Origin of the sequence: Sphingopyxis sp. CCNWLW2 (assembly GCF_037095755.1) — a bacterium.
In the GTDB taxonomy this organism is placed as follows: domain Bacteria; phylum Pseudomonadota; class Alphaproteobacteria; order Sphingomonadales; family Sphingomonadaceae; genus Sphingopyxis.
The window spans coordinates 569,225-590,586 of record NZ_JBAWKJ010000001.1 but is presented as its reverse complement, the minus strand read 5'-3'; the positions used below and the strand labels follow the sequence as shown (position 1 = coordinate 590,586).

17 protein-coding genes are annotated in these 21,362 nt (G+C 66.2%); 8 read left to right on the top strand and 9 right to left on the bottom strand.

What is annotated here, in order from left to right:
• Nucleotides 1–102: 102 nt before the first annotated feature.
• From V8J55_RS02690 to V8J55_RS02675, 4 genes are read right to left on the bottom strand one after another with little or no spacing between them, the layout of a single operon-like run.
• Complete coding sequence (locus V8J55_RS02690) at nucleotides 103–1,041, bottom strand: DUF979 domain-containing protein (protein ID WP_336444269.1); 939 nt, start codon at nucleotides 1,039–1,041, stop codon at nucleotides 103–105.
• A complete protein-coding gene (locus V8J55_RS02685; protein ID WP_336444267.1) occupies nucleotides 1,038–1,709 on the bottom strand; it encodes a DUF969 domain-containing protein in 672 nt (223 codons plus the stop codon). Before V8J55_RS02685 ends, V8J55_RS02690 begins: the two co-directional genes overlap by 4 nt.
• 57 nt (nucleotides 1,710–1,766) lie before the next feature.
• A complete protein-coding gene (locus V8J55_RS02680; protein WP_336444266.1) occupies nucleotides 1,767–5,351 on the bottom strand; it encodes a hydantoinase B/oxoprolinase family protein in 3,585 nt (1,194 codons plus the stop codon).
• The gene (locus V8J55_RS02675) at nucleotides 5,335–6,954 is read right to left on the bottom strand and encodes a CHASE domain-containing protein (RefSeq protein ID WP_336444265.1); all 1,620 of its coding nucleotides are present in this window, start codon (nucleotides 6,952–6,954) and stop codon (nucleotides 5,335–5,337) included. The genes V8J55_RS02680 and V8J55_RS02675 overlap by 17 nt, the downstream gene beginning before the upstream one ends.
• Before the next feature lie 170 nt (nucleotides 6,955–7,124).
• On the opposite strand from V8J55_RS02675, the gene V8J55_RS02670 reads away from it, so the two are divergent.
• A complete protein-coding gene (locus V8J55_RS02670) occupies nucleotides 7,125–7,775 on the top strand; it encodes a glutathione S-transferase family protein (protein WP_336444264.1) in 651 nt (216 codons plus the stop codon).
• Between the two features lie 9 nt (nucleotides 7,776–7,784).
• On the opposite strand, the gene V8J55_RS02665 is transcribed toward V8J55_RS02670, so the two are convergent.
• Both V8J55_RS02665 and V8J55_RS02660 read right to left on the bottom strand, forming a co-directional pair.
• A complete protein-coding gene (locus tag V8J55_RS02665) occupies nucleotides 7,785–8,300 on the bottom strand; it encodes a PilZ domain-containing protein (RefSeq protein ID WP_336444263.1) in 516 nt (171 codons plus the stop codon).
• A gap of 106 nt (nucleotides 8,301–8,406) precedes the next feature.
• Complete coding sequence (locus tag V8J55_RS02660) at nucleotides 8,407–9,996, bottom strand: ABC-F family ATP-binding cassette domain-containing protein (RefSeq protein WP_443030782.1); 1,590 nt, start codon at nucleotides 9,994–9,996, stop codon at nucleotides 8,407–8,409.
• A 457-nt stretch (nucleotides 9,997–10,453) separates the two neighbouring features.
• Between V8J55_RS02660 and V8J55_RS02655 the strand changes: the two genes are divergently transcribed.
• From V8J55_RS02655 to V8J55_RS02625, 7 genes are all read left to right on the top strand, one after another.
• Nucleotides 10,454–10,828: a BlaI/MecI/CopY family transcriptional regulator gene (locus tag V8J55_RS02655; RefSeq protein WP_336445695.1), complete on the top strand. Its 375-nt coding sequence runs from the start codon at nucleotides 10,454–10,456 to the stop codon at nucleotides 10,826–10,828.
• Nucleotides 10,828–12,549, top strand: coding sequence for a M56 family metallopeptidase (locus V8J55_RS02650; protein WP_336444262.1), 1,722 nt, complete (start codon nucleotides 10,828–10,830; stop codon nucleotides 12,547–12,549). The genes V8J55_RS02655 and V8J55_RS02650 overlap by 1 nt, the downstream gene beginning before the upstream one ends.
• Nucleotides 12,550–12,662: 113 nt before the next feature.
• The gene (locus V8J55_RS02645) at nucleotides 12,663–13,409 is read left to right on the top strand and encodes a hypothetical protein (protein WP_336444261.1); all 747 of its coding nucleotides are present in this window, start codon (nucleotides 12,663–12,665) and stop codon (nucleotides 13,407–13,409) included.
• Complete coding sequence (locus tag V8J55_RS02640) at nucleotides 13,406–15,502, top strand: TonB-dependent receptor plug domain-containing protein (RefSeq protein WP_336444260.1); 2,097 nt, start codon at nucleotides 13,406–13,408, stop codon at nucleotides 15,500–15,502. Before V8J55_RS02645 ends, V8J55_RS02640 begins: the two co-directional genes overlap by 4 nt.
• Nucleotides 15,503–15,519: 17 nt before the next feature.
• Complete coding sequence (locus V8J55_RS02635) at nucleotides 15,520–15,897, top strand: reverse transcriptase-like protein (RefSeq protein WP_037516681.1); 378 nt, start codon at nucleotides 15,520–15,522, stop codon at nucleotides 15,895–15,897.
• 81 nt (nucleotides 15,898–15,978) lie between these two features.
• Nucleotides 15,979–16,470, top strand: coding sequence for a hypothetical protein (locus V8J55_RS02630; protein WP_336444259.1), 492 nt, complete (start codon nucleotides 15,979–15,981; stop codon nucleotides 16,468–16,470).
• A gap of 171 nt (nucleotides 16,471–16,641) precedes the next feature.
• Nucleotides 16,642–17,682 carry a rod shape-determining protein gene (locus V8J55_RS02625; RefSeq protein ID WP_336444258.1) on the top strand — a complete coding sequence of 347 codons (1,041 nt, stop codon included), beginning with the start codon at nucleotides 16,642–16,644 and terminating at the stop codon, nucleotides 17,680–17,682.
• 6 nt (nucleotides 17,683–17,688) lie between these two features.
• Here V8J55_RS02625 and V8J55_RS02620 read toward each other — a convergent pair whose 3' ends face one another.
• From V8J55_RS02620 to V8J55_RS02610, 3 genes are all read right to left on the bottom strand, one after another.
• Nucleotides 17,689–18,714 carry an adenosine deaminase gene (locus tag V8J55_RS02620; RefSeq protein ID WP_336444257.1) on the bottom strand — a complete coding sequence of 342 codons (1,026 nt, stop codon included), beginning with the start codon at nucleotides 18,712–18,714 and terminating at the stop codon, nucleotides 17,689–17,691.
• Nucleotides 18,707–19,282 carry a phosphoribosyltransferase gene (locus V8J55_RS02615; RefSeq protein WP_336444256.1) on the bottom strand — a complete coding sequence of 192 codons (576 nt, stop codon included), beginning with the start codon at nucleotides 19,280–19,282 and terminating at the stop codon, nucleotides 18,707–18,709. Before V8J55_RS02615 ends, V8J55_RS02620 begins: the two co-directional genes overlap by 8 nt.
• Before the next feature lie 158 nt (nucleotides 19,283–19,440).
• Nucleotides 19,441–21,255, bottom strand: coding sequence for a DUF885 domain-containing protein (locus V8J55_RS02610; protein WP_336444255.1), 1,815 nt, complete (start codon nucleotides 21,253–21,255; stop codon nucleotides 19,441–19,443).
• Nucleotides 21,256–21,362: the final 107 nt, after the last annotated feature.

Sequence of the window (21,362 nt, the reverse complement as noted above, 5' to 3'; positions counted from 1 at the left end):
ACCTTATCCGTTCGCATCGAGCGAAGTCGAGATGCCCATCGGTCACGCGCTCCCCGGGGGTGTCTAGACTTCGCTCGACACGAATGGAATTCGGGGTGGGCGCTAGAATGCGAAAAGCCAGATGAAGACGATGTTCACCGCGAGCAGGGGCAGCGCGGTGCCGATTTGCGCCTTGATCACGCCATAGGGGTTTTTGAGTTCGAGCAAGGCGGCGGGGACGAGGTTGAAGTTCGCCGCCATCGGGGTCATCAGCGTGCCGCAGAAGCCCGCGAGCATGCCGATCGCCGCCACGACTGCGGGGTCGCCTTCATATTGCATGATGAGCAAGGGCATGCCGATCGCGGCGAGCATCACCGGAAAGGCGGCGAAGGCGTTGCCCATCACCATCGTGAAAAACGCCATGCCGAGCCCGTAGGCGAGCACGGCGCCGAACAGGCTGCCATGCGGGATCGCGGCGCCGATGAGGTCGCCGACGATTTCGCCGACGCCCGCGAGCGCGAAGACTGCGCCGAGGCTGGCGAGCATCTGCGGCAGGATCGCGGCCCAGCCGACCGCGTCGAGCAAGCGGCGCCCCTGCTGTGCGGGCAGCAGAATCGGGGGCTTGAGGCGGGCCATGCCGACGGCGAGCGCGATCAGGACGCCGAGCGCGAGCGAGATGAGCGTCGCTTGCTTTGGGTCGGCGAGGCCGGGCACCCATTTGAAGAGGAAGGTGCCCGCGAGCGCGACTGCGGGGATGATCAGCGCGACGAGGAGCAGGAAAGGCCCGTAGCGCGCGGCGCGTGCGGCTTGCTCGTCAGCGGGCACCTCGCCGCCGGGGGCACGGCCGATCTGGCCGGTGCCCGCGATCGCGACGAGCGCGAGTACGAGCAGGCCATTGGCGAAGTCGCCGAGCCAGTCCCCGCCGAGCATCGAGAGCGCGAGCAGCCCCCAGAAGGCGGCATTGCCGAAACGCTTTGGGTTGCTGTGGTCGGCGACGCCGAGCGCGGCGAAGAGCGCGAAGGTGAGCCCCGCGAGGACATAGACGAAGCCGAGCGTGATCATGCGCTCGCCTCCGGTTTCATCATGCGTTTTGCGAGGCGGCGGAGGCGGAAGCCATGGATGATGAACGCCGCGATCGCGGTCGGGATCGCCCAGAGCGAGAAGTGCAGCGGTTCGATGACATAGCCATAGCCCTCGAGCAGCCCCTTCATCAGCAGGATCGAGCCGATCGCGAGGAAGATATCCTCGCCGAAGAAGAGGCCGACATTGTCGGTCGCGGCGGAGAAGGCCTTGATCTCCTCACGCTGGTCGTCGCTGAGCGCTGCATTCTGTGCCTCGGCGGCCGCCTCGGCCATCGGGGCGACGAGCGGGCGCACCGTCTGCGGGTGCCCCGCGACCGAGGTAAGGCCGACCGCCGCCATCGCCTGGCGGAGGAGCAGGTAGGAGGCGAGCAGGCGGCCGAGCGTTGCGCCCTTCATGCGGCCGATCAGGCTGCGCGCATGCTGTTGCAACCCATAGGCTTCGAGCAGGCCGATCACTGGAAGCACGATCCAGACGATCGAGACATAGCGCGTGTCGTTGAACGCCTTTCCGAAGGCCGCGATGATCGCGGCGATGTCGAGCCCCGCGGCGAGGCCGGTCGCGAGCGCCGAGGCCATGATGACGAGCAGCGGATTGAAGCGGAGCAGGAAGCCCGCGATGATGATCAGGATGCCGATCAGCACGAGCATGATTGATACCCCTTCATCCCGTCATCCCCGCGTGGGGTAGACCGCGCTGTCGCCAAATTATCTCTCCCCTGATTTCCCGTAGCCGCCGCCGCCGGGCGTTTCGATCACGAAGGCGTCGCCGGCGGCGAGGTCGGCGCTGCCGGTCGCGACGAGGGTTTCGGTGCGGCCATCGGCGCGTTCGACCCAGTTGCGGCCCGGTGCGGCGTCGGCGCCCCCCGCGAGACCCTTTGGCGCGATCTGGCGACGATTGGCGAGAATGTTCGCCGCCATCGGCTCGCGGAAACGGATGCGGCGGGTGGCGCCATCGCCGCCGTGCCAGCGGCCCGCACCGCCCGAGCCTTTGCGGATCGAAAATTCCTCGACGATGACGGGGAAGCGCGTTTCCATCACTTCGGGATCGGTCATGCGGCTGTTGGTCATATGCGTCTGAATGACGCTGGTGCCGTCGAAGCCCGGGCCCGCGCCCGAGCCGCCGGCGATCGTCTCATAATATTGGTGTGTTTCGTTTCCGAAGGTGAAATTGTTCATCGTGCCCTGTGCGGGCGCCATCGCGCCGAAGGCGGCGAACAGCGCGTCGGTGATGACCTGGCTCGTCTCGACATTGCCCGCGACGACCGCGGCGGGATAGGTCGGGGACAGCATCGAATTGTCGGGCACGATCAGCGTGACGGGGGCGAGGCAGCCCTCGTTCATCGGGATCGGGTCGTCGAGCATCGTTCGCAGGACATAGAGGACTGCGGCGCGGACGACGGGCATCGGCGCGTTGAAATTGTCGGGGAGGGTGGCGGACGAGCCGGTGAAGTCGATCGTGACGTGGCGCGCCGTCCGGTCGACTTTGACCGCGACGGCAACCTTGGCGCCATTGTCCATTGCGTAACGGAAGGCGCCGTCGTCGAGGCGCGCGATCAGCTGGCGGACGGCGGCCTCGGCCTGTCGCTGGCCGTGCGCCATATAGGCGGCGACGGTGGCGGTGCCGTGCGCGGCCGAGAGGTCGACGAGCGCGCTGGCGCCGCGCTGGCAGGCGGCGACCTGGGCTTTCAGGTCGGCGATGTTAAGTGCAGGGTTGCGCGCGGGCCAGGCGCTATCGACGAGGTGCGACGCGACGGCAGCGTCGAGGAAATGGCCGTCGTCGACGATGAGCATATTGTCGAAGAGAATGCCCTCGTCCTCGATGCTGCGGCTGTCGGGCGGCATCGAGCCGGGGGCGATGCCGCCGAGGTCGGCGTGGTGGCCGCGCGCGGCGACGAAGAAGCTTGGTTCGTTACCCTCCACGAACACCGGCATGATGACGGTGATGTCGGGCAGGTGCGTGCCGCCGTCATAGGGGGCGTTGAGGGCATAGGCGTCGCCGCGCCGGATGCCGCGGCCGTCGTGGGTACGCTGGCGCAGGATGGTGCGGACGCTCTCGCCCATCGAGCCGAGATGTACCGGCATGTGCGGGGCGTTCGCGACGAGTCGTCCCTCGCCGTCGAAGATCGCGCACGAGAAGTCGAGCCGCTCGCGGATGTTGATCGACGAGGCGCTGTGCTGGAGCGCGCCGCCCATTTCCTCGGCGATCGCCATGAACAGGCTGTTGAAGATTTCGAGGCGGATGGGGTCGGGGGTGGTCAGGTCGTCGCGCGAGACGATTTGCATTCCGGTCGCTCGCGTACGGGCGAGGAGCAATGTGCCTTCGCTTTGGACCTCGGCGCCCCAGCCGGGCTCGACGATCGTCGTCGAAAGCGCGTCGATGATGATCGCGGGACCAGCGATGGTGCGGCCGGGGGCGAGGGCGCTGCGTTGATGGAGCGGGACCCGATGCTCGCCGCCCGCGAGCCATGCGGTGACGATTTCGGGTTGGGGGCCGGTGATCGGCGCGGGCAAGGACAGTGCTGTAGAAGCATCGCCCGCCTCGGTCAGTTCGACGCGGATGCGGTCGACGACGAGGTTGGCGTGCGGGGCGTAACCGAAGCGCTGGCGGAAGGCGGCGGCGAAGGCCTCAGCGACCTCGGCAGGCGGGGCGAGCGGGAGTTCGATCGCGTTGTCGCTGTCGGCGAGGCGGACGAAGAGCAGGGTTTCGCGCGTTGTCGCGGCATCGGGGGCGAGATCGGTGCGGGCTTGATCCGACAGCTCGGTTTCGGTTGCTGTGAGGGCAGCGGCGCAATGCGCGTCGAGTTTGAGCGCCAGCGTGCGCTCGCGGATCGCCGATAGCCTGGCGAGGCCCATGCCAAAGGCCGAGAGCACCCCCGCGAGCGGGTGGAGCAATATCTCGTCGACCCCGAGCGCGTCGGCGACGAGGCAGACATGCTGGCCCGCGGCGCCGCCGAAGCCGACAAGGCTGTAGCCTTGCGTCACGTCGTGGCCGCGCGCGATGGTGATACGCTTGATCGCGTTTGCCATTTGCTGGACCGCGATCGCGAGCAGGCCCTCGGCGAGTGCTTTCGGGGCGATGTTGCCGACCTCGGCGGCCATGGCGGCGAACTTCTCCACCACAATATCGCGGTCGAGCGGCTGGTCGCCGTTCGGGCCGAAGAGCTTGGGGAAATGGTCGGGCTGGATTTTGCCGAGCAGGATGTTGCAGTCGGTCACCGTCAGCGGCCCGCCGCGACCATAGGCAGCGGGGCCGGGATTGGCGCCCGCGCTTTCGGGGCCGACGAGCAGGCGCGCGCCGTCCCAGTGGCAGATCGAGCCGCCACCGGCCGCGACGGTGTGGATACGCAGCATCGGCGCGCGGATGCGCGTGCCCGCGACGATCGTCTCATTATCGCGCTCGAGCCGGCCGGCATAATGGCTGACGTCGGTCGAGGTGCCGCCCATGTCGAAGCCGATGAGGCGGGTTTTGCCCAAGGGCGCGGCGCTGCCGACCATGCCGACGATCCCGCCCGCGGGGCCCGAGAGGATCGCATCGCGGCCATGAAAGGCGGATGCCGAGGCGAGGCCGCCCGAGCTTTTCATAAACTGCGGGTCGACGCCTTCGCCAAGCTGCGCGACGAATTGCCGGACATAATGGTGGAGCACGGGCGAGAGATAGGCGTCGGCGAGCGTCGTGTCGCCGCGCCCGATCAGCTTGATCAGCGCGCTGACGTCGTGGCTGGTTGAGATCTGGGTGAAGCCGAGCTCGCGGGCGATATCGGCGAGCCGCTGTTCGTGTGCCGGATAGCGGTAACCGTGCATCAGTACGATCGCGATGCTGGTCAGGCCATCGTCGCGCGCGGCTTGCAGCGCGGCGCGTGCCTGCTCCTCGTCGAGCGGGGTCAGCACATCGCCCTCGGGGCCGACGCGTTCGATGACTTCGGCGACCGCGGCATGGGGTGGCGGGATGCGGTCGAGCCGCCGCGCGAAAAGCTCGGGGCGGTCCTGATAGCCGATCGTCAGCGCGTCGCCGAAGCCCCGCGTGATCGCGAGCAGGGTCGGTTCGCCCTTGCGTTCGAGGAGCGCGTTGGTCGCGACCGTGCTGCCCATGCGGATCGCGAGCGGCGGGAGCGCGCCCGCGCCCGTCAGATCGCGGATCGCATTGACCGCGGCGTCGCCGGGGCGCGCGGGGTCTTCGCTGAGATATTTGGTGGTGACGACGGCGCCGTCGGGGCTGCGCGCGACGACGTCGGTGAAGGTGCCGCCGCGGTCGATCCAGATCTGCCAGGGGTCGTCAGTCGTTCGGGGCATTGTCCGGCCAGCGAATGACGATGGAGAGGCGGTTGTCAACCGCGGTGCGCTGCCAACTGCCCTTGAGCTGGCGTTCGATCAGGGTGCGGATGAACTGAGTGCCGAAGCTCTCGCAGTCGATGTGCGGGGTTTCGGCAAGGTTGCTTTCAACCCAGTCGAGCTGGATGTCGCCCCCGTCGCGGTGCCAGCTGACCGCGAGGTTGCCCATGCCCGCCAGCGCACCATATTTGATGCTGTTGGTGACGAATTCGTGGACCGCGAGCGAAAGCGCCTGTGCGCCCTCGTCGTCGAGGCGGACGTTGGGGCCCGTGATCGCGGCGAGCTGTTCGGGCGAGCGACCGGCAAGCTCAAGCTCGCGGTGGACGATTCGTCCCAGATCGACGCTGTCGACCGCACCGGTGACGAGCATCTGCTTGGCGTCCGAGAGCGCGCGCATGCGCCCATCGAACTTCGCTTCGAAGTCCTCGAGGCTTTCGGATTCGCGCAGCGTGATGCGCGCGAGCGCACCGATGCGCGCGAAGGCGTTTTTCATCCGGTGCGCCATCTCGCCGATCATCAATTCCCGGTCTTCGGCGTGGCGCGCCCTTTGCGCGGCGAGTGCCTGAAACGCGTTGATGCGGCGTCGCTGGACGCGGTGAAGCTGGGTCGCGAGCAGCGCAAGCGCGACGCCGAAGATGAAGATGCCGAGCGGGCGCCCCAACCGCTCGAGGATGCGGCCGTAGGAGATGTGCATCGTCCATTGCCGATCGGCGATACGCAGCACCTGTTCCTGCGCGTCCCAGCCCATCTTGCCGTGGCGGAAAACGACCGGTGCCGAGGGACCGGCGCCGGCGCGGATTTCGAGCCCGTCGATCTTGTCGAGCTGCGATCCGAGCACGGCCTTCATCATGTCGTTGATGCGAAAAGGAGCGTAGACGAACGCCTCGACCGGCCGGGTGCCGGGCGCCGTCGCCGCATTGCCCATCACCCCCGGGTCCGACCCGCGGGTGTAGACGGGGAGGTAGATGAGAAAGCCTCGCTGCTTGACCTTTGCCGCCCGTTCCTGCGCGAGATGGACGATGCCGCTCGCGGCAGGGCGCCCGGTCTGCCAGGCACGTCGCATCGCCGCGCGCCGCACCGGCTCGCTGTACATGTCGAAGCCCAGCGCGACATTGCGGCGCGGCGTATAGGGCTCGAGGAGGATGACGGGAAAGCCGACGGGCTGGTCGGTCTCGCCCCACACCTTGATATTCTCGCCGTAATTTTCGCGCAGCCGCGTCTCGATCGCGGCCGGCGTACCCGCGCGCATCGCGGCGGCGATGCCGATGCCCTCCATCCCCGGGGCATGGACCTGTGGCTGGAGCGCGCCCAGATAGGCGCGGATGCCGGGGCCGCTTGCGGCGGCGTCGGACTGGTAGAGCGCGCGCACGCCTTCGAGGATCGCGACATGGTCGCGCAGCCGCATGTTGAACTGCGCCGCGACGCGTTCGGCCTGATCGGCTTCTTCGGCCTGATTATAGAGGAAGCTGGCGCTGGCCGCGACGATGGTCGCAAGCAGGATAACCAGCCCGACGAAGCGGACCAGCAGCGCCAACAGCCGATCTGCCCAGGTTGAAGGGCGCATTATCTTGTCCTGCCTGATGGCTGCCGTAGCAGCGCCCCCCTCCATACTCAGATGTTTCATGCGGAAGGGCTGATAGCAAGTAAATTTCGTGCCGGTTCGGCCCCATCGCTGGCCGGTTGCAAGCGAAAACCCATTGCCTATGATGCCGCATATAGAATGGGAGAAGTGCGATGATCATTTACGGGTCGGTGGTGTCGCCGTTCGTGCGCAAATTGCTGGCATATCTTGGCGAAAAGGGGATAGATTTCGAGCTGCAGGGCGTCGGGATCGGCGATCCCGACCCGGGGTTTCGCGCCGCCTCGCCGCTCGGCAAGATGCCCGCGATGGACGATGACGGCTTCCTGCTCGCCGATTCGAGCGCGATCATCCAATATGTCGAGGCGAAATATCCCGAACCCGCACTGATCCCCGCCGATCCGCAGACGCGCGGCCGGGTGATCTGGTGGGAGGAGTTCGGCGATACGGTGTTTGCCGCATGCAGCGGCAAGATGTTTTTCAACCGGATCGTCGCGCCGAAATTCCTCGGACGCGAAGGCGATCTGGCCGCGGCGGTGCAGGCGGAAGGCGAGGAATTGCCCAAGCTGCTCGCCTATCTTGAAAGCGCGATCCCGGCGTCGGGGTTTCTCGTCGGCGACCGGCTGACGCTCGCCGACCTCGCGGTGGCATCACCGCTGATGAACCTGCGTCATTGCGGCGCATGCATCGATCCGGCGACGCATCCGAAGATCGCGGCGTGGAGCGAGGCGATCCTGTCGCGGCCGAGCATTGCGACGTGGATTGCGAAGGAGGAAAGGCTGATGGCGCGGGTGCTGGCAGCCTAAATTTCCCTGCTAGAATTCGACGATGATCCGGACCTTTTCGGCGCTGATGCCGGCGGCGAGCGCGATCTGTTCGCGGCTGCGGTCGATCAGATCCAGCAACGTCTCGGGTTCCCCGGGTGCTTCGTCGATCACCGGTGCCGCCTGATCTTCTTCGACCTCGGGCGCCGGGTCGATGGCGTCCGTCAGTTCGGGGGCCGGGCCGATGGCGCTCTTGAGTTCGACGGCGCTCAGCGTTGCGGGCGATACCGGACCTTCGAACTGGCATCCGAACAGCCGTCCGCTCGCCCAGATGACGACCGCGGTTATGTCGCCGGCGTGCGGAAGCTCGATCTCGATCCGGTCGCCGGCCGTCAGTTTGATGTCGCTTTCGAGCAGCAGACCCGTTCCGGAGATATTGTGGATCTGGACTTCGAGGCCCGTGCCGTCATGCCGCAAGCCCGAGGCGAGAAGGCTGAGTTTTCGGCGCGCGTCGAAACGTTTTTCGGCGCCGGGCGCCGATGGAAGAAAATGTCCGAAAATAGGCATAGGCGGTTGTTGGGGGGCGCTGGTTAAAAGAAGGTTAGCGAGTGCGCCGAAAGATGGCGCGCCGGCATGAAAATGCGCCGGCGCCTGGCCGCCTCGGCTTCGCCGCTCAGGCTATGGTCAATTCGACCGTTCGCGTGATCCCGATCGCGCCCAGAAACGCCGCATCATGGCTGACGACGAGCAGCGCGCCGTCATAGGCGGCGAGACCGGTTTCGACGGCGGTAAGCGAGTCGATGTCGAGATGGTTGCCGGGCTCGTCGAGGATCAGGAGCTGCGGCGGCTCTGGCGCGCCGAGGACGCAGGCGAGCCCCGCGCGGAGCATCTGCCCGCCGCTTAAGGTCCCGACGATACGGTCGGCGGCGTCGGCGCGGAAGCGGAAGCGGGCAAGCGCGGCGCGGCACTGGTTGTTCGTCGTCCCCGGATTGAGCGCGAGAAAATTGCCGGCGATCGACAGCGCAGGGTCGAGCAGGCTGACGCGCTGGTCGAAGAGCGCAAAGGGCACGCCGACGCGGACCTGTCCCGACCAGGGGGCAAGCGTGCCGGCGACGAGCGCGAGGAGCGTCGACTTGCCCGAGCCGTTGGGGCCGGTGATCGCGACGCGTTCGGGGCCGGTGAGGGTGAGCGACAGATTTTCGATGACCGGTAGATCGGGGGAGTAGCCCGCGCTCACCCCTTCGAGTTCGAGGACCGTGCGCGATGCTGGCAGACCGGTCGAAGGCAGCGCGACGGCGAGCGGATCGACAACCTCGATCTTGCCGCGCGCGGCTTCGCGTGCCTGTTCGGCTTCGGTGCGCTGGCGCTCGGCGAGGCGCCGGTTCGCGCCGCCGCTTTCCTCTGCGCGCCGTTTCAGCGTCCCGAGCAGGATGGCGGGCTCGTCGCCACGTGCGGCCTTGCGTCTGCCGCCCGCGTCGCGGCGTGCCTGCCGTTCGGCGGTGACTTGTGCCTGACGCCTCACGCGGCCGAGTTCCTTTTCGGCGCCCGCGAGTTCGGCCTCGACCGCCGCCTGCTCGATGTCCTTGCGCGCGCGATAGGCGCTCCAGCCGCCGCCATAGCGCGTGCCGCCGAGGCTGGTCAGTTCGACGATCGCGTCCATTTCCTCGAGCAATTCGCGGTCGTGGCTGACCACGATCGCGCCGCCGCGCCAGCCGGCTAGCAGGTCACGCACGGCTTCGCGACCCGCGCGGTCGAGATTGTTGGTGGGTTCGTCGAGGAGGAGGAAATCGGGCGCGGCGAACATTGCCCCGGCGAGCGCGGCGCGCGTGCGCTGGCCGCCCGATAGCTGTGCGAGCGGCGTGTCGGCGGGAAGCGGCAGGCCGACGCCCGCGAGCGCCTCGTCGATCCGCGCCTCGAGCGTCCAGTCGGCGTCGCCGATCTCCTCGACGCTGGCTTCGCCCACTTCGGCCTTGCGCAGCAGGGCGAGGCCGTCCCGTGCGCCGAACAGGTCGGCGATGCTTTCGTGCGATGCGACCTGCACCGTCTGGCGCAGCATCGCGATGCTGCCGTCGACCGCGATGCTGCCCGACGCGGGCGTGAGTTCGCCGGTCAGCAGGCGCAGGAGCGTCGATTTTCCGACGCCGTTGCGCCCGACGATGCCGGTGCGTTCGGGCTGGAAATTGAGGTTGAGGTCCGAAAGGACGGCGCGGCCGTCAGGCGTGGACCAGCTGAGATGGGAGATCGTAATCGAAGGCATGAACATGAACTTTCCTGGCGGCAAGGCGGGGCTGCGTTGCGGTCAGGTTGTGGTCCATGGCGGGAATCTCCGGTTGGTTGAGCCTCGAATGTAGGGGCTGTGGTTGCGGCATGCAACCGGGGTGGGCCAGGGGCTGGGCCAACGATGTTCTGAAAACGGCCGGTTGTAGCCGTTTCTTCTCCCCTCCCGCTTGCGGGAGGGGGCGTTCAGAGGCACGCGACTCTGAACGCTGGTGGGCCAGCAATTTTGCGATCAGCCTACCCCGCTGCGGCTAGCCAGCAAGCTGGCAAGCCTCGCTGCCCCTCCCGCAGGCGGGAGGGGAAATCAGCTCGCTACGTTAATGGCGGCACCCCACCCTGAAGCGGCCCCTTTTTCGCCCCCGTGTATTATCCGAATAAAACCCCTTGCCAAGCATGCGCTACAAATGTAGCACGCTACAAATGTAGCGCATGAGGTGAGTCGTATGTTGTCCAGCCTGCCCCCGCGAGAACGCGAAATCGTCGATATCCTCTATGAGCGCGGCGCGTCGACCGTGATCGAGATCGGCGAGGCGCTGGCCGACGAATTGTCGGGTTCGGCGATCCGCGCGATGCTGAAGCGGCTCGAGACGAAGGGCTTTGTCGCCCGCGAACAGTCCGAGCGCGGCTTCGTCTATGCGCCGAGCGTGTCGGACAAGACCGCGCGCAAGTCGGCGTTGTCGCAAGTCGTGCGTGTCTTTTTCAATGGATCGGCGACCAGCGCCGCCGCCGCCCTGCTCGGCATGCAAGACGAGATGAGCAATAGCGAACTCGACGAACTCGAACAGATGATCGCCAAAGCGCGCGAAGGGAGAGGGTGATGCTGACCACCGCCATGTTGCTGGGTCTGGCCTGGAAGTCCGTTGTCGTCGTGGCGCTGACGCTGGGGCTGTTGCGGCTGGCGCGGTCGCGCTCGGCCGGTGAGCGGTCGATGATCGCGCACGCCGGGCTGATGGCGCTGCTCGCGCTGCCTGCGGCGATCCTGTTGCTGCCCCAATGGGCGCCGCTTCCCGCGAGTTGGTCCTTCGAACCCGCCGCGCCGATCGTGCAAACGGCAACAACCGGGGGATCGGCGATCGATCCGGCACCCGCCGCGACGTCAGTTCCTGTCGTGGTCGAAGGTGCCGGATCGACACCGATCGTCTTTTCGTGGAGCGACCTTGCCCCCTTTCTCTATCTTGTCCCGCTCGCGCTGCTGTCTGGAGTGATGGCGCTTGCTGTCGTGCGGCTGTTCGCGATGCGCGGGCGCGCCGAAATATTGGTCGAGCGGTCGTGGCTGTCGGCGCTTGCCGAGGCGCAGCGGCGCATGGGGTTCAAGCATGGCACCGCGCTGCTGGTGAGCAACGAATTGCGCTCGCCGATCAGCTGGGGCGTGCTGCGCCCGACGATCGTGCTGAGCCCGAAAGCCGTCGCGGCATCGGGTGAGGCCGAGGCGATCATTGCGCACGAACTGGCGCATGTCGCACGGCTCGATTGGGCGAAGCTGCTTGGCGCGCGCGTTGCGTGCGCGGTCTTCTGGTTCAACCCGCTGGTGTGGGTATTGGCGCGCGAAAGCCACCAATTGCGCGAGGAAGCCGCCGACGATGCGGTGCTCATGGCCGATATTAACGGACCCGATTATGCGACTTTGCTGGTCGGCGCCGCACGACACGACAATCAGGGCGCGCTGCTCGCCGCCCATGGCGTCGCGCCGGGCAAGGACAGCCTGAAGCGCCGCATCACGCGCGTGCTCGACGGCAGCCTGAAGCGCGGCCCGGCGAGCGCGAGCTGGATCCTGATGAGCCTGGTGGTGCTGGCGGGCGTGACCGCGCCGCTGGCGGCTTTTTCGGCGACCGCGAAGCCCGCGGCGACGGCGGACGTCCACTCCGTCGTCGCCTCGACGACCAAGCAGACGACGAGCGTGACATCCGCGTCGGCTGTGGCCGCGCAGGCTGCCGCCGTCGAGGTGGCCGCCACGGCGACGTCGAAGCCGCTCTCCGCCGAACAGCTTGTCGGCATGCGCGCGGTCGGCGTGACCCCAGAATATGTCGAAAAGATGCGCGAGAGCGGTGGGTCGATGGACGCCGACGAGATCATCTCGGCAAAGGCGAGCGGGATCGATCCGGCCTATATCCGCCAGATGCGCGATGTCATTCCCGGCGCCGATTTCGACGAACTGGTCGGCGCGCGGCATGTCGGCGTCAACGCGGCCTTTGCCCGCGACATGAAATCGCATTTCCCAGACATCGGGGTCGACGATCTGATCGCGCTGAAGGCGATGGGGGTCGACTGCGACTTCGTCACCGACATGCAGAAGTCGGGCGTGAGGATGCGCGACGCCAACGACGCGATCGAACTGCGTGCGACGCGCGGGTTCCGGCCCATGGCGAAGCATCGTCCCGCGGCGATGCCGCGTCCGGTCGCGAAAGCGGTGCGCGGCGACAATGTTGCGGTCGTCGATATGGAACGCGGCGTGATCGAGGCGCGGCGCGGGGATGGCCGGAGCGCACGGATCGAATTCCCCGCAACCCCGGAACCGCCCGAGCCGCCCGTCCGCGACTGACGCCCGGACATTCGTCCGCAGCGACCGACGATTAATCGAAACCTGATTCAAAATTGCCGCTGCGGCGGCGAGCGATGACGCTCGCCCGGCGCACGGAGGGAGGAGTGCACCAAGTGAAAGCCCTGTTATTTGCCGGCGGCGCCGCGCTGCTGTCGATCCTCGCCTGTTCGGCGCCGACCGCCGCCGCCGATCCGCTCATCCTGAGCGACGTCAGTTGGGTCGCCGAGCCCGCGGGCGGAAAGAAGGGCGCGCCGCGGGTGCGCATCCGGCACAAACAGTCGAGCAGCGATCAGAGCTTCGACGGCTCGCGCCCCTATTTCGCCGCTGCGGAGGCTGCGCTGGGTCGGGAGACGCCGGGGCCGGTCCGCTTTACCGTGACGCACGACGCGGGGACGCTGGCATGCGCCGGCACGCTGACCCGCGCGTTCGAGGGGAAGGGCGAATGCCGCTTCACCTCCGACCCCGCGTTCGAGCGCGCGCTCGGCGAACGCGGGCTGGTGCCCGACCGGCGTTCGACCTTGCTTGCGATGCTGCTGGTCGATGCGACGATCGCACTGGCCGACGGGCTGACGCGCGAGGGCGTGCGGCCGAAGGATGCCGACGACCTGATCGCGGCGGCGGCGCTCGAGGTGCGGCCCGAATATATCCGCGACCTGAAGTCCGAGGCGCTGGTGCTGACCGATGTGGAGGATGCGATCGCGTGCAAGGCGCTCGGCGTCGACGGCGCCTATGTGCGCGGGCTCGCTGCGGCGGGATACCGGAAACTGAGCGCCGACGAGGTTGTCAGCATGAAGGCGATGGGCGTCACCGGCGAATATGCTCAGGCGATGAATCGCGCGGCGGGGGGAATTTCCAAGTGAACCGATGGACCAGCCTGCTGGCGGTTGCGGCCGCGCTCTCCACGCCCGTGCTGGCGCAGGAGACGGCGGCGCCGACCGGCGACACCCCGCCGCCCGCGCCGGCCGAGATCGCGCCGACCGCGACGAGCTCGGCGCGGCAGGTCTATACCCCCGCCGACTTCGCGCGCTACGCGCCGAAGAACGCCTATGACATGCTGATCCAGGTGCCCAGTTTCCAGATTCGCGACAATGAGAATTTGCGCGGGCTGGGGCAGGCGACGGGCAATGTGCTGTTCAACGGCGAGCGGCCGTCGAACAAGGCCGACGACATGTATACGCAGTTGTCGCGCATCCCCGCGGGTAATGTCGAGCGGATCGAGATCGTCGACGGCGCGACGCTCGATATTCCGGGCCTTTCGGGACAGGTCGCCAATATCGTCTACCGCGCCGACGCCTTTTCGGGTCAGTTTTCGTGGAAGCCCGAGTTTCGCGCGCATTATGCCGACCCGCTGTTCACCCGCGCCGACGTGTCGGTGCGCGGCCGCGCCGGCGCGGTCGAATATGAGGTCGCGCTGAACAACGACGATTCGGCGCGCAGCGCTGCGGGCGGGCCGACTTTGATCTATGACGGCGCGCGCAATATCACCGAACGGCGCAAGGATATCTGGAACACGCATTACGACACGCCGAAGCTGTCGGGGCGCGTCACCTGGGATCCCGCCGGCGACACGGTGGCCAATCTGGGCGGGCATTATCAGCGCAAATATGACCGCTATTATGAGGATGGTTTGCGTACCGGACCCGGCCTGCGCGACCGGGTGCGCACGGTGTACGAGAATGAAGACAGCTGGAATTACGAAGTCAGCGGCGATTACCAGTTCGGGCTGGGGCCGGGGAAGCTCAAGCTGATCGGACTCCGCCGGTTCAGTCACGAGCCGTACCGCCAGGAAATCGTCACGGCCCCTGTCGGAGGCACCGCGACCGGCGACCGCTTCATGCAGACGGGCGACATCGGCGAGACGATCGGGCGCGGCGAATATCAGTGGAAGATGTTCGGCGGCGACTGGCAGCTGTCCGGCGAAGCCGCGTTCAACAAGCTCGACAATGTCGCGTCGATCGCGGTGCTCGATCCCGTGGGGACGTGGGTCGACCAACCCTTTGAAGGCGGCACCGGCGGGGTTAGCGAGGATCGATATGAGGGATTGCTCAGCTTTGGCCGCAAGCTGACTGACAAGCTGAATTTCCAGGTCATCGCGGGCGCCGAACATTCGACGATTACCCAGACCGGCATGAACGGCCTCACGCGCAGCTTCTTTCGTCCCAAGGGCTCGATTTCGCTCGCGTGGACCCCGTCGCCCGATTTCGATATTTCGGTGAAGCTGCGGCGACGCGTGCTGCAGCTGAGTTTCTATGATTTCCTCGCGCGTGCCTTCCTGAACGACGGCAACCAGAATGAGAGCAACAACGACCTGCGGCCGCAGCAGGACTGGACCTATGAGGCCGAGATCAACAAGAAGTTCGGGGCGTGGGGTTCGACCAAGATCATCTTGATCTATCGCGATGTCGAGGATCGCGTCGACGTGATCCCGATCGGGACCAATGGCGAGGCGGTCGGCAATATCGCGAAGGCGAAAGCGGGCGCGATCGACTGGACGGCGACGATCAACCTCGATCCTGCAGGGATCAAGGGGATGAAGCTCGAACCTCGGATGTTGCTGCAGAAAAGTTCGCTGCGCGATCCCTTCACCGGCGAGAAAAGGCAGTGGAATGGCTTTACCGACACGGTGATCAGCCTGGGCCTGCGCCACGACATAGCCGGCAGCGACTGGGCGTGGGGCGGCGACGCCGAATATACGCATTCTCAGCCCAATTATCGCCGCACGCAAGTCGACAAGGTTTGGGAAGGGCCGGTTTGGGCGTCGGTTTTCGTCGAGCACAAGGATGTGCTGGGGCTGACCGTCCGGGCGTCGATCCGCAACATCGCCAATGCGCGGTCGAAGCGCGACCGGACGGCTTATACCGGGGTTCGCGGCGAAAGCCCGGTCAGCTTTATCGAGGAACGCGACCGGCTGATCGGTCCGATCTTCTCCTTTTCGGTGCGCGGAAAGTTCTGACCGGCTAAGGGAGTCCGATGGTGGCGCGCCGCATCAAAATCTATTTCGACGGCGGGTGTCGGCCCAATCCGGGGAAGATGGAAACCGCCGTCGTGACCGGAGGCGCCGCGATGGTCGTGCGCGACGCGGGGATCGGCAGCAGCATGGATGCCGAGTGGCTGGCGCTGATCGCGGCGCTGCGGCTGGCACAGGATCTGGGGCTGACCAATTTTGTCCTGCTCGGCGATGCGGTGGCGGTGGTGGAACAGGCGAATGATGTGGTGCGCGCGCGCGGCGACGCCGCCGCGCATCAAGCCACTTTCCGCGCGCTCATCGGTGACGGTCCGGCGCCGAACATACGCCATATCAAGCGGACGCAGAATCTGGCGGGGATCGCGCTGGCACGCGGGCGATAACGCACCGAAGGACTGTCCATCGGGATCACCAGTTGTTAAGCGGCGGGTGCCTATCCTTTGGTGGCCCAATGGAAGACCCGCGTGTTGAAGCCGACCCACCCCTTGCCTGTTCATCACAGTTGGCCGCTTTACGAGCGTGATCGCTTTTTCGAACTTGGGCAGCTTCATCACGGCGATACGCTCGATCCGATTCCCGACGTCGTCGATGTCGCGGCGCGGCTGTTGCCGGTGCGCGCGCCGATCGGTCAATGGGAATGCGACCTTTCCGACAACAACCGGCTGAGCTGGTCGGACGAGGTTTATGACATTTTCGGCATTCCGCGGGGGGCTGCCGTCACGCGCGACGAGGCAGTTGCGTTTTATGCCGAGGAGTCGCGGGCGGCGATGGAGAAGCTCCGCGCCTATGCGATTCTGCACCGGCGCGGCTTCACGCTCGATGTCGAAATCAGGCCCGCACAGGCGCCGCGGCGATGGATGCGGCTGATCGCGGCGCCGGTCTGTGTGGGCGACAGCATCGTCCGGCTGCAGGGCCTGAAATTCATCGTTCCGGGCTCGGGTGGTCCCGAATTTTGAACCGATCGTTCAATCGGGCCTGAGAAACCACCGTTCTGGCAGGATTGATCGCGGCTTTCGTTGACGCGGGTGCGCCTTCGCCGCAGTCGATATGGGACAGACGTTGCGGGCGCCGAAGGGCCGGCCGCGCCTGATTCTTCCACCCATTCCCGAAGGCATTTGCCCCGTCTTATGAAGTTTTTTAATCGGTTTGCGTCGGCCGCGCACGACATGGCCATTGACCTGGGTACAGTGAACACGGTGGTGTATGTGCGCGACAAAGGCATTGTCCTCAACGAGCCGTCGGTCGTTGCGCTGGAGACGCGCGACGGCATCCGGCGCGTCAAGGTCGTCGGAAATGAAGCCAAGCCGATGATGGGCAAAACCCCCGACAATATCCAGGCGATCCGGCCCTTGAGAGACGGTGTGATCGCCGACATCGACGTCGCCGAACAGATGCTGAAGCATTTCATGGACAAGGCGCAGGGCGGCGCCAGCCGGTTCATGCAGCGCAGCAACGTCGTGATCTGCGTGCCTTCCGGATCGACGATGGTCGAGCGCCGCGCGATCCGCGATGCCGCCACCAATGCCGGTGCGGTGTCGGTGCAGCTGATCGAGGAATCGCTTGCCGCGGCGATCGGCGCCGGGCTGCACGTTACCGAGCCACGCGGCGCTATGGTCGTCGATATCGGTGGCGGCACGACCGAAGTCGCGGTGCTGTCGCTGAGCGGCGTGGCGTATAGCACGTCGGTGCGCGTCGGCGGCGACAAGATGGACGAGATGATTTCGTCGTCGATCCGTCGTCGGCATAATCTGATGGTCGGCGAAATGACCGCCGAGCGCGTGAAGCTGACGATCGGCTGTGCGACGCCGCCGGTCGGCGACGGCATGATCATGGGCGTCAAGGGCCGCGACCTGGTGACCGGCCGCCCCGCCGAGGTGCAGGTGACTGAGGCCGAGATCGCCGAGGCGCTGACCGAGCCGGTCGGGCAGATCGTCAGCGCGGTGCGCGCGGCGCTGGAACAGACGCCGCCCGAACTTTCGGCCGACATCATCGACGAGGGTATCACGCTCACCGGCGGCGGCGCGCTGCTGCGCCGGATGGACGAGGCGATTGCGCGCGCGACGGGGCTGCCGGTGGTGGTTGCCGACGATGCGCTGATCTGCGTCGCGATGGGTGCCGGCCGTGCGTTCGAGGACCGTGCCTATCATGGCGTGCTGATCGCGGCCTGAGGCCGATCAGGCGTAGGCGTCGATCGCGGCAAGATGGCGCGCCTTGTCGGCGTCGCCGAGGAACGAGCCGGTGAAGCTGTTGCGCGCGAGCGTGATGAGGTCGTCCTTTGACAGGTCGAGCGCGTCGGCGACGGCCAAATAATTGGCGTTTACATAGCCGCCGAAATAGCTGGGGTCGTCGCTGTTCACCGTCGCGCGAAGCCCGGCGCCGAGCATCGCCCCTAGCGGATGGTCGGCGATGTCGCCCACGACGCAGAGCTTGAGGTTCGAGAGCGGGCAGACGGTGAGCGTCATGCCCTCGGCCGCGAGGCGCGCGACGAGCGCGGGGTCTTCGAGGCTGCGGTTGCCATGGTCGATGCGGTCGACTTTCAAAAGGTCGAGCGCCTCGTGGACATAGGCGGGCGGGCCTTCCTCGCCGGCGTGCGCGACGATCCTGAGGCCGAGGCCGCGGGCGCGCGCGAAGACGCGTTCGAACTTGGCGGGGGGATGGCCGACCTCGGAGGAATCGAGGCCGACACCGTCGATGCGATCGAGGTAAGACAGTGCCTCGTCGAGCGTCTTTTCGGCCTCGGCTTCGCTGAGGTGGCGGAGGAAGCACATGATGAGTTTTGAGGTCATGCCGTAGCTTGCGGCCGCATCTTCGAGTGCGCGGGTGATGCCCGCGATGACGGTTTCGAACGCGATACCGCGTGTCGTGTGGCCCTGCGGGTCGAAGAAAATTTCGACGTGGCGGACCGCGTCGGCGTGGGCGCGGGCAAGATAGGCGGCGGTCAGGTCATAAAAGTCCTGCTCGCTGTGGAGGACGCCCATCCCTTTATAATAGATGTCGAGGAAATCCTGGAGGTTCGAGAAGGCGTAGGCGGCGCGCACTTCGTCGACCGATGCGAAGGGGATCGCGATATGGTTGCGCTGCGCGAGGGTGAACATCAGTTCGGGTTCGAGCGAGCCTTCGATATGGAGATGGAGTTCGGCCTTGGGCAGGCCGGCGATGAAGGCGGCGCGCTCTTCCGCAGATGCGAAACCACTAGCCATCGGCCTTGTCCTCCTCGCGCAGGATGATTGCCGCCTCGGGCTTATGCTGGCGGATTTCGTCGACCGTCAACCCGTCAACCTCGTGCGGAAAGATCAGCCACTGGTCGGTTTCGTGGACGAAGAAGTCGGGGCGCAGGTCGGTGACGTTGCGCCCCGGCTTGTACCACACGGTCGCGATGCGGATGTCGCGCGGCATATTGTGGCGGCAACGCGCCTTCAGCTCAGCGATGAAGGCGCGGATGCTGCGCCCGCTGTCGAAGACATCGTCGATGATGAGCAGCCGGTCCTCGGGGTTCAGCGTGTCGATCAGGTAGCCGAGCGCGAAGACTTTGACGTGCGCATCCTGCTTGTCGATGCCGTGGTAGGAGGAGGTGCGGATCGCGATATGGTCGCAATGCTGGCCGTGATAGTCGAGCAGTTCCTGCACCGCGATCCCGACCGGCGCGCCCCCGCGCCAGATGCCGACGAGATGCGTCGGCTCGAAGCCGCTGTCGAGCACCTGCATGCCGAGCCGGAAGGAGTCGGCGAGCAGGTCGTTCGCGCTGATGAAGATTTTCTCGGCGGTCATGCGTGTGGATTAATCGCGCGCGAGGAGCGGGGCAAGGCGGGTATCGACCGATTGATGCCGAACTACTCCCTTCGTCATCCCCGCTTTCGCGGGGATGACGAAGTAAGGAACGGGCAGCTTTCGCTTTCCACCCCAAAACCGACGTTAGCGTCGCCGCATCACTTCTTCTTCGCCGCGATATAGCGCGTCACCTGTTCTTCGAGAATATCGAGCGGAAGGGCGCCTTCGCTCAGCACCGCTTCGTGGAAATCGCGGATGTTGAAGCGCGGGCCGAGTTCGCTTTCGGCGCGTTTGCGGAGTTCGGCGATCTTGAGCTGGCCGACCATGTAGCTCGTCGCCTGACCCGGCCAGTTGAAATAGCGGTCGACTTCGCGCGCGATGTCGGTGTCGGATACCGAACTGTTCGCCTTGAAGTAAGCGATCGCCTGTTCGCGCGTCCAGCGCTTTGAATGGATGCCGGTGTCGAGCACGAGGCGGATCGCGCGCCACACCTGGAGCGACAACATGCCGAAGCGGTCATAGGGGGTCTTGTACACGCCCATCTCGTTCGCGAGCCGCTCCGAATAGAGCCCCCAACCCTCCATATAGGCGCCATAGCCGCCGAATTTGCGGAATTTGGGAATGCCCGTGAGCTCCTGCTGCCGCGCGATCTGGAAATGGTGACCCGGCGCGCCTTCGTGCGCGGCGATGCCGGCGACCTGCACCTTCTGCGTCTGGTTCATGTCGACGAGGTTGACGTAATAGATGCCGGGGCGTTTCCCGTCGGCCGAGGGCGGGTTGTAGAAGGCGGTCGACGCAGTCCCCTCGCGCCATTTCTCGACCGCGCGCACTTCGAGCGCCGCCTTCGGAAGCACGCGAAAATAGCGCGGTGCGGCGGTCATCACCGATGCGATCACCGCGCGCGCGTCGGCGAGATAGGTTTCGCGGCCGGCCTCGGTGTTCGGATATTTGAACTGCGGATCGGTGCGGATGTGGTCGAAGAACTGTTCGAGCGTGCCGGTGAAGCCGACCTCGCGCTTGATCGCCTCCATCTCGCTGCGGATCGCCGCGACCTGGGCGAGCCCGAGGTCGTGGATCTGGTCGGCGGTGAGGCTGGTGGTGGTCGAGCTCTTCAGCCGGTCGGCGTAGTAGGCCGCGCCGTCGGGGAGGTTCCATGCGCCGAAATTGCCCTTCGATTTGGGCTCGATTTCGTCAATCGCGGCGATCAGCGTGGTGTAGCCCTGCTTGAATGGCCCGGTCAGCGCGGTGCTCGCGTCGGCGATCAGCTTTGCCTTGGTTGCCGCGGGGGCATCGAGTGCCTCAATCTTCTTGCGGAAATCGGCCATCAGCGTCGAATCGGCGCCGCCGTCGAAGGGCGCGCCCGCGATGACTTTCAGCGCGTCGGCGCGCGCGGGGGCGAAATTGACCTTGTTGGGGACGATTCCTGCGGCTGCCTGTTCGCGCATCGTCACCGCGACTTCGCGCATCACGCGGTCGGTGTCGCGGAGGCGAGCGATATAGGCTTCGGCGTCAGCGACGCTGTCGATCTTGTGATTGTTGATGAGCAGCACGGGGATTGCGCCGGCGGGGCTGCCGTTGGTCGAGACGGGGAAGCGCAGCTTGCGGAAGCGGAGCGATTCGCGGCCGCGTTCGACTTCATATTCGAACAATCGGTAGCTGACGCGCGCGCTTTCGCCGAGCTGGTCGGGCTTGAAGCGGGCGCGCATGTCCTTGAGCTGGCGCTCGGCGAGCTCCTGATCGCGGAGCGATGCGGCGTCGGTGTAATCGTCGAGCTTGCCGTAGTTCGTCTTGAGGCCGAGCTGGGTCTGCGATTCGGGGCTGAGGCCCAGCCGCTCTTCGAACGCCTGGTCGAGGAACTGGAGCAAGGCCTGGTCTTGCGCGCCGGCTTGCGGTGCCGCCTGTGCGAAGGCGGGCGCGGTCATCGGCGCGAGGGGCAGGACGGGGAGCAGCATCAGGGCAACGGCAAAGCGCATCGGGATCTCCTATGGAATGAGGGGCTTGTTGCGCAGCGCCGGGCCGGGCGCAATAATATTTCAGCGGCTGATTGTCGTTGTACTAGTGGGAGGCTGCTTAGGAGTAC

What these genes read in the sequence shown, in the direction of transcription:
- V8J55_RS02690 (WP_336444269.1), bottom strand. Translation starts at nt 1,041, where the DNA reads ATGATCACGCTCGGCTTCGTCTATGTCCTCGCGGGGCTCACCTTCGCG.
- V8J55_RS02685 (WP_336444267.1), bottom strand. Translation starts at nt 1,709, where the DNA reads ATGCTCGTGCTGATCGGCATCCTGATCATCATCGCGGGCTTCCTGCTC.
- V8J55_RS02680 (WP_336444266.1), bottom strand. Translation starts at nt 5,351, where the DNA reads ATGCCCCGAACGACTGACGACCCCTGGCAGATCTGGATCGACCGCGGC.
- V8J55_RS02675 (WP_336444265.1), bottom strand. Translation starts at nt 6,954, where the DNA reads ATGCGCCCTTCAACCTGGGCAGATCGGCTGTTGGCGCTGCTGGTCCGC.
- V8J55_RS02670 (WP_336444264.1), top strand. Translation starts at nt 7,125, where the DNA reads ATGATCATTTACGGGTCGGTGGTGTCGCCGTTCGTGCGCAAATTGCTG.
- V8J55_RS02665 (WP_336444263.1), bottom strand. Translation starts at nt 8,300, where the DNA reads ATGCCTATTTTCGGACATTTTCTTCCATCGGCGCCCGGCGCCGAAAAA.
- V8J55_RS02660 (WP_443030782.1), bottom strand. Translation starts at nt 9,996, where the DNA reads ATGTTCATGCCTTCGATTACGATCTCCCATCTCAGCTGGTCCACGCCT.
- V8J55_RS02655 (WP_336445695.1), top strand. Translation starts at nt 10,454, where the DNA reads ATGTTGTCCAGCCTGCCCCCGCGAGAACGCGAAATCGTCGATATCCTC.
- V8J55_RS02650 (WP_336444262.1), top strand. Translation starts at nt 10,828, where the DNA reads ATGCTGACCACCGCCATGTTGCTGGGTCTGGCCTGGAAGTCCGTTGTC.
- V8J55_RS02635 (WP_037516681.1), top strand. Translation starts at nt 15,520, where the DNA reads ATGGTGGCGCGCCGCATCAAAATCTATTTCGACGGCGGGTGTCGGCCC.
- V8J55_RS02625 (WP_336444258.1), top strand. Translation starts at nt 16,642, where the DNA reads ATGAAGTTTTTTAATCGGTTTGCGTCGGCCGCGCACGACATGGCCATT.
- V8J55_RS02620 (WP_336444257.1), bottom strand. Translation starts at nt 18,714, where the DNA reads ATGGCTAGTGGTTTCGCATCTGCGGAAGAGCGCGCCGCCTTCATCGCC.
- V8J55_RS02615 (WP_336444256.1), bottom strand. Translation starts at nt 19,282, where the DNA reads ATGACCGCCGAGAAAATCTTCATCAGCGCGAACGACCTGCTCGCCGAC.
- V8J55_RS02610 (WP_336444255.1), bottom strand. Translation starts at nt 21,255, where the DNA reads ATGCGCTTTGCCGTTGCCCTGATGCTGCTCCCCGTCCTGCCCCTCGCG.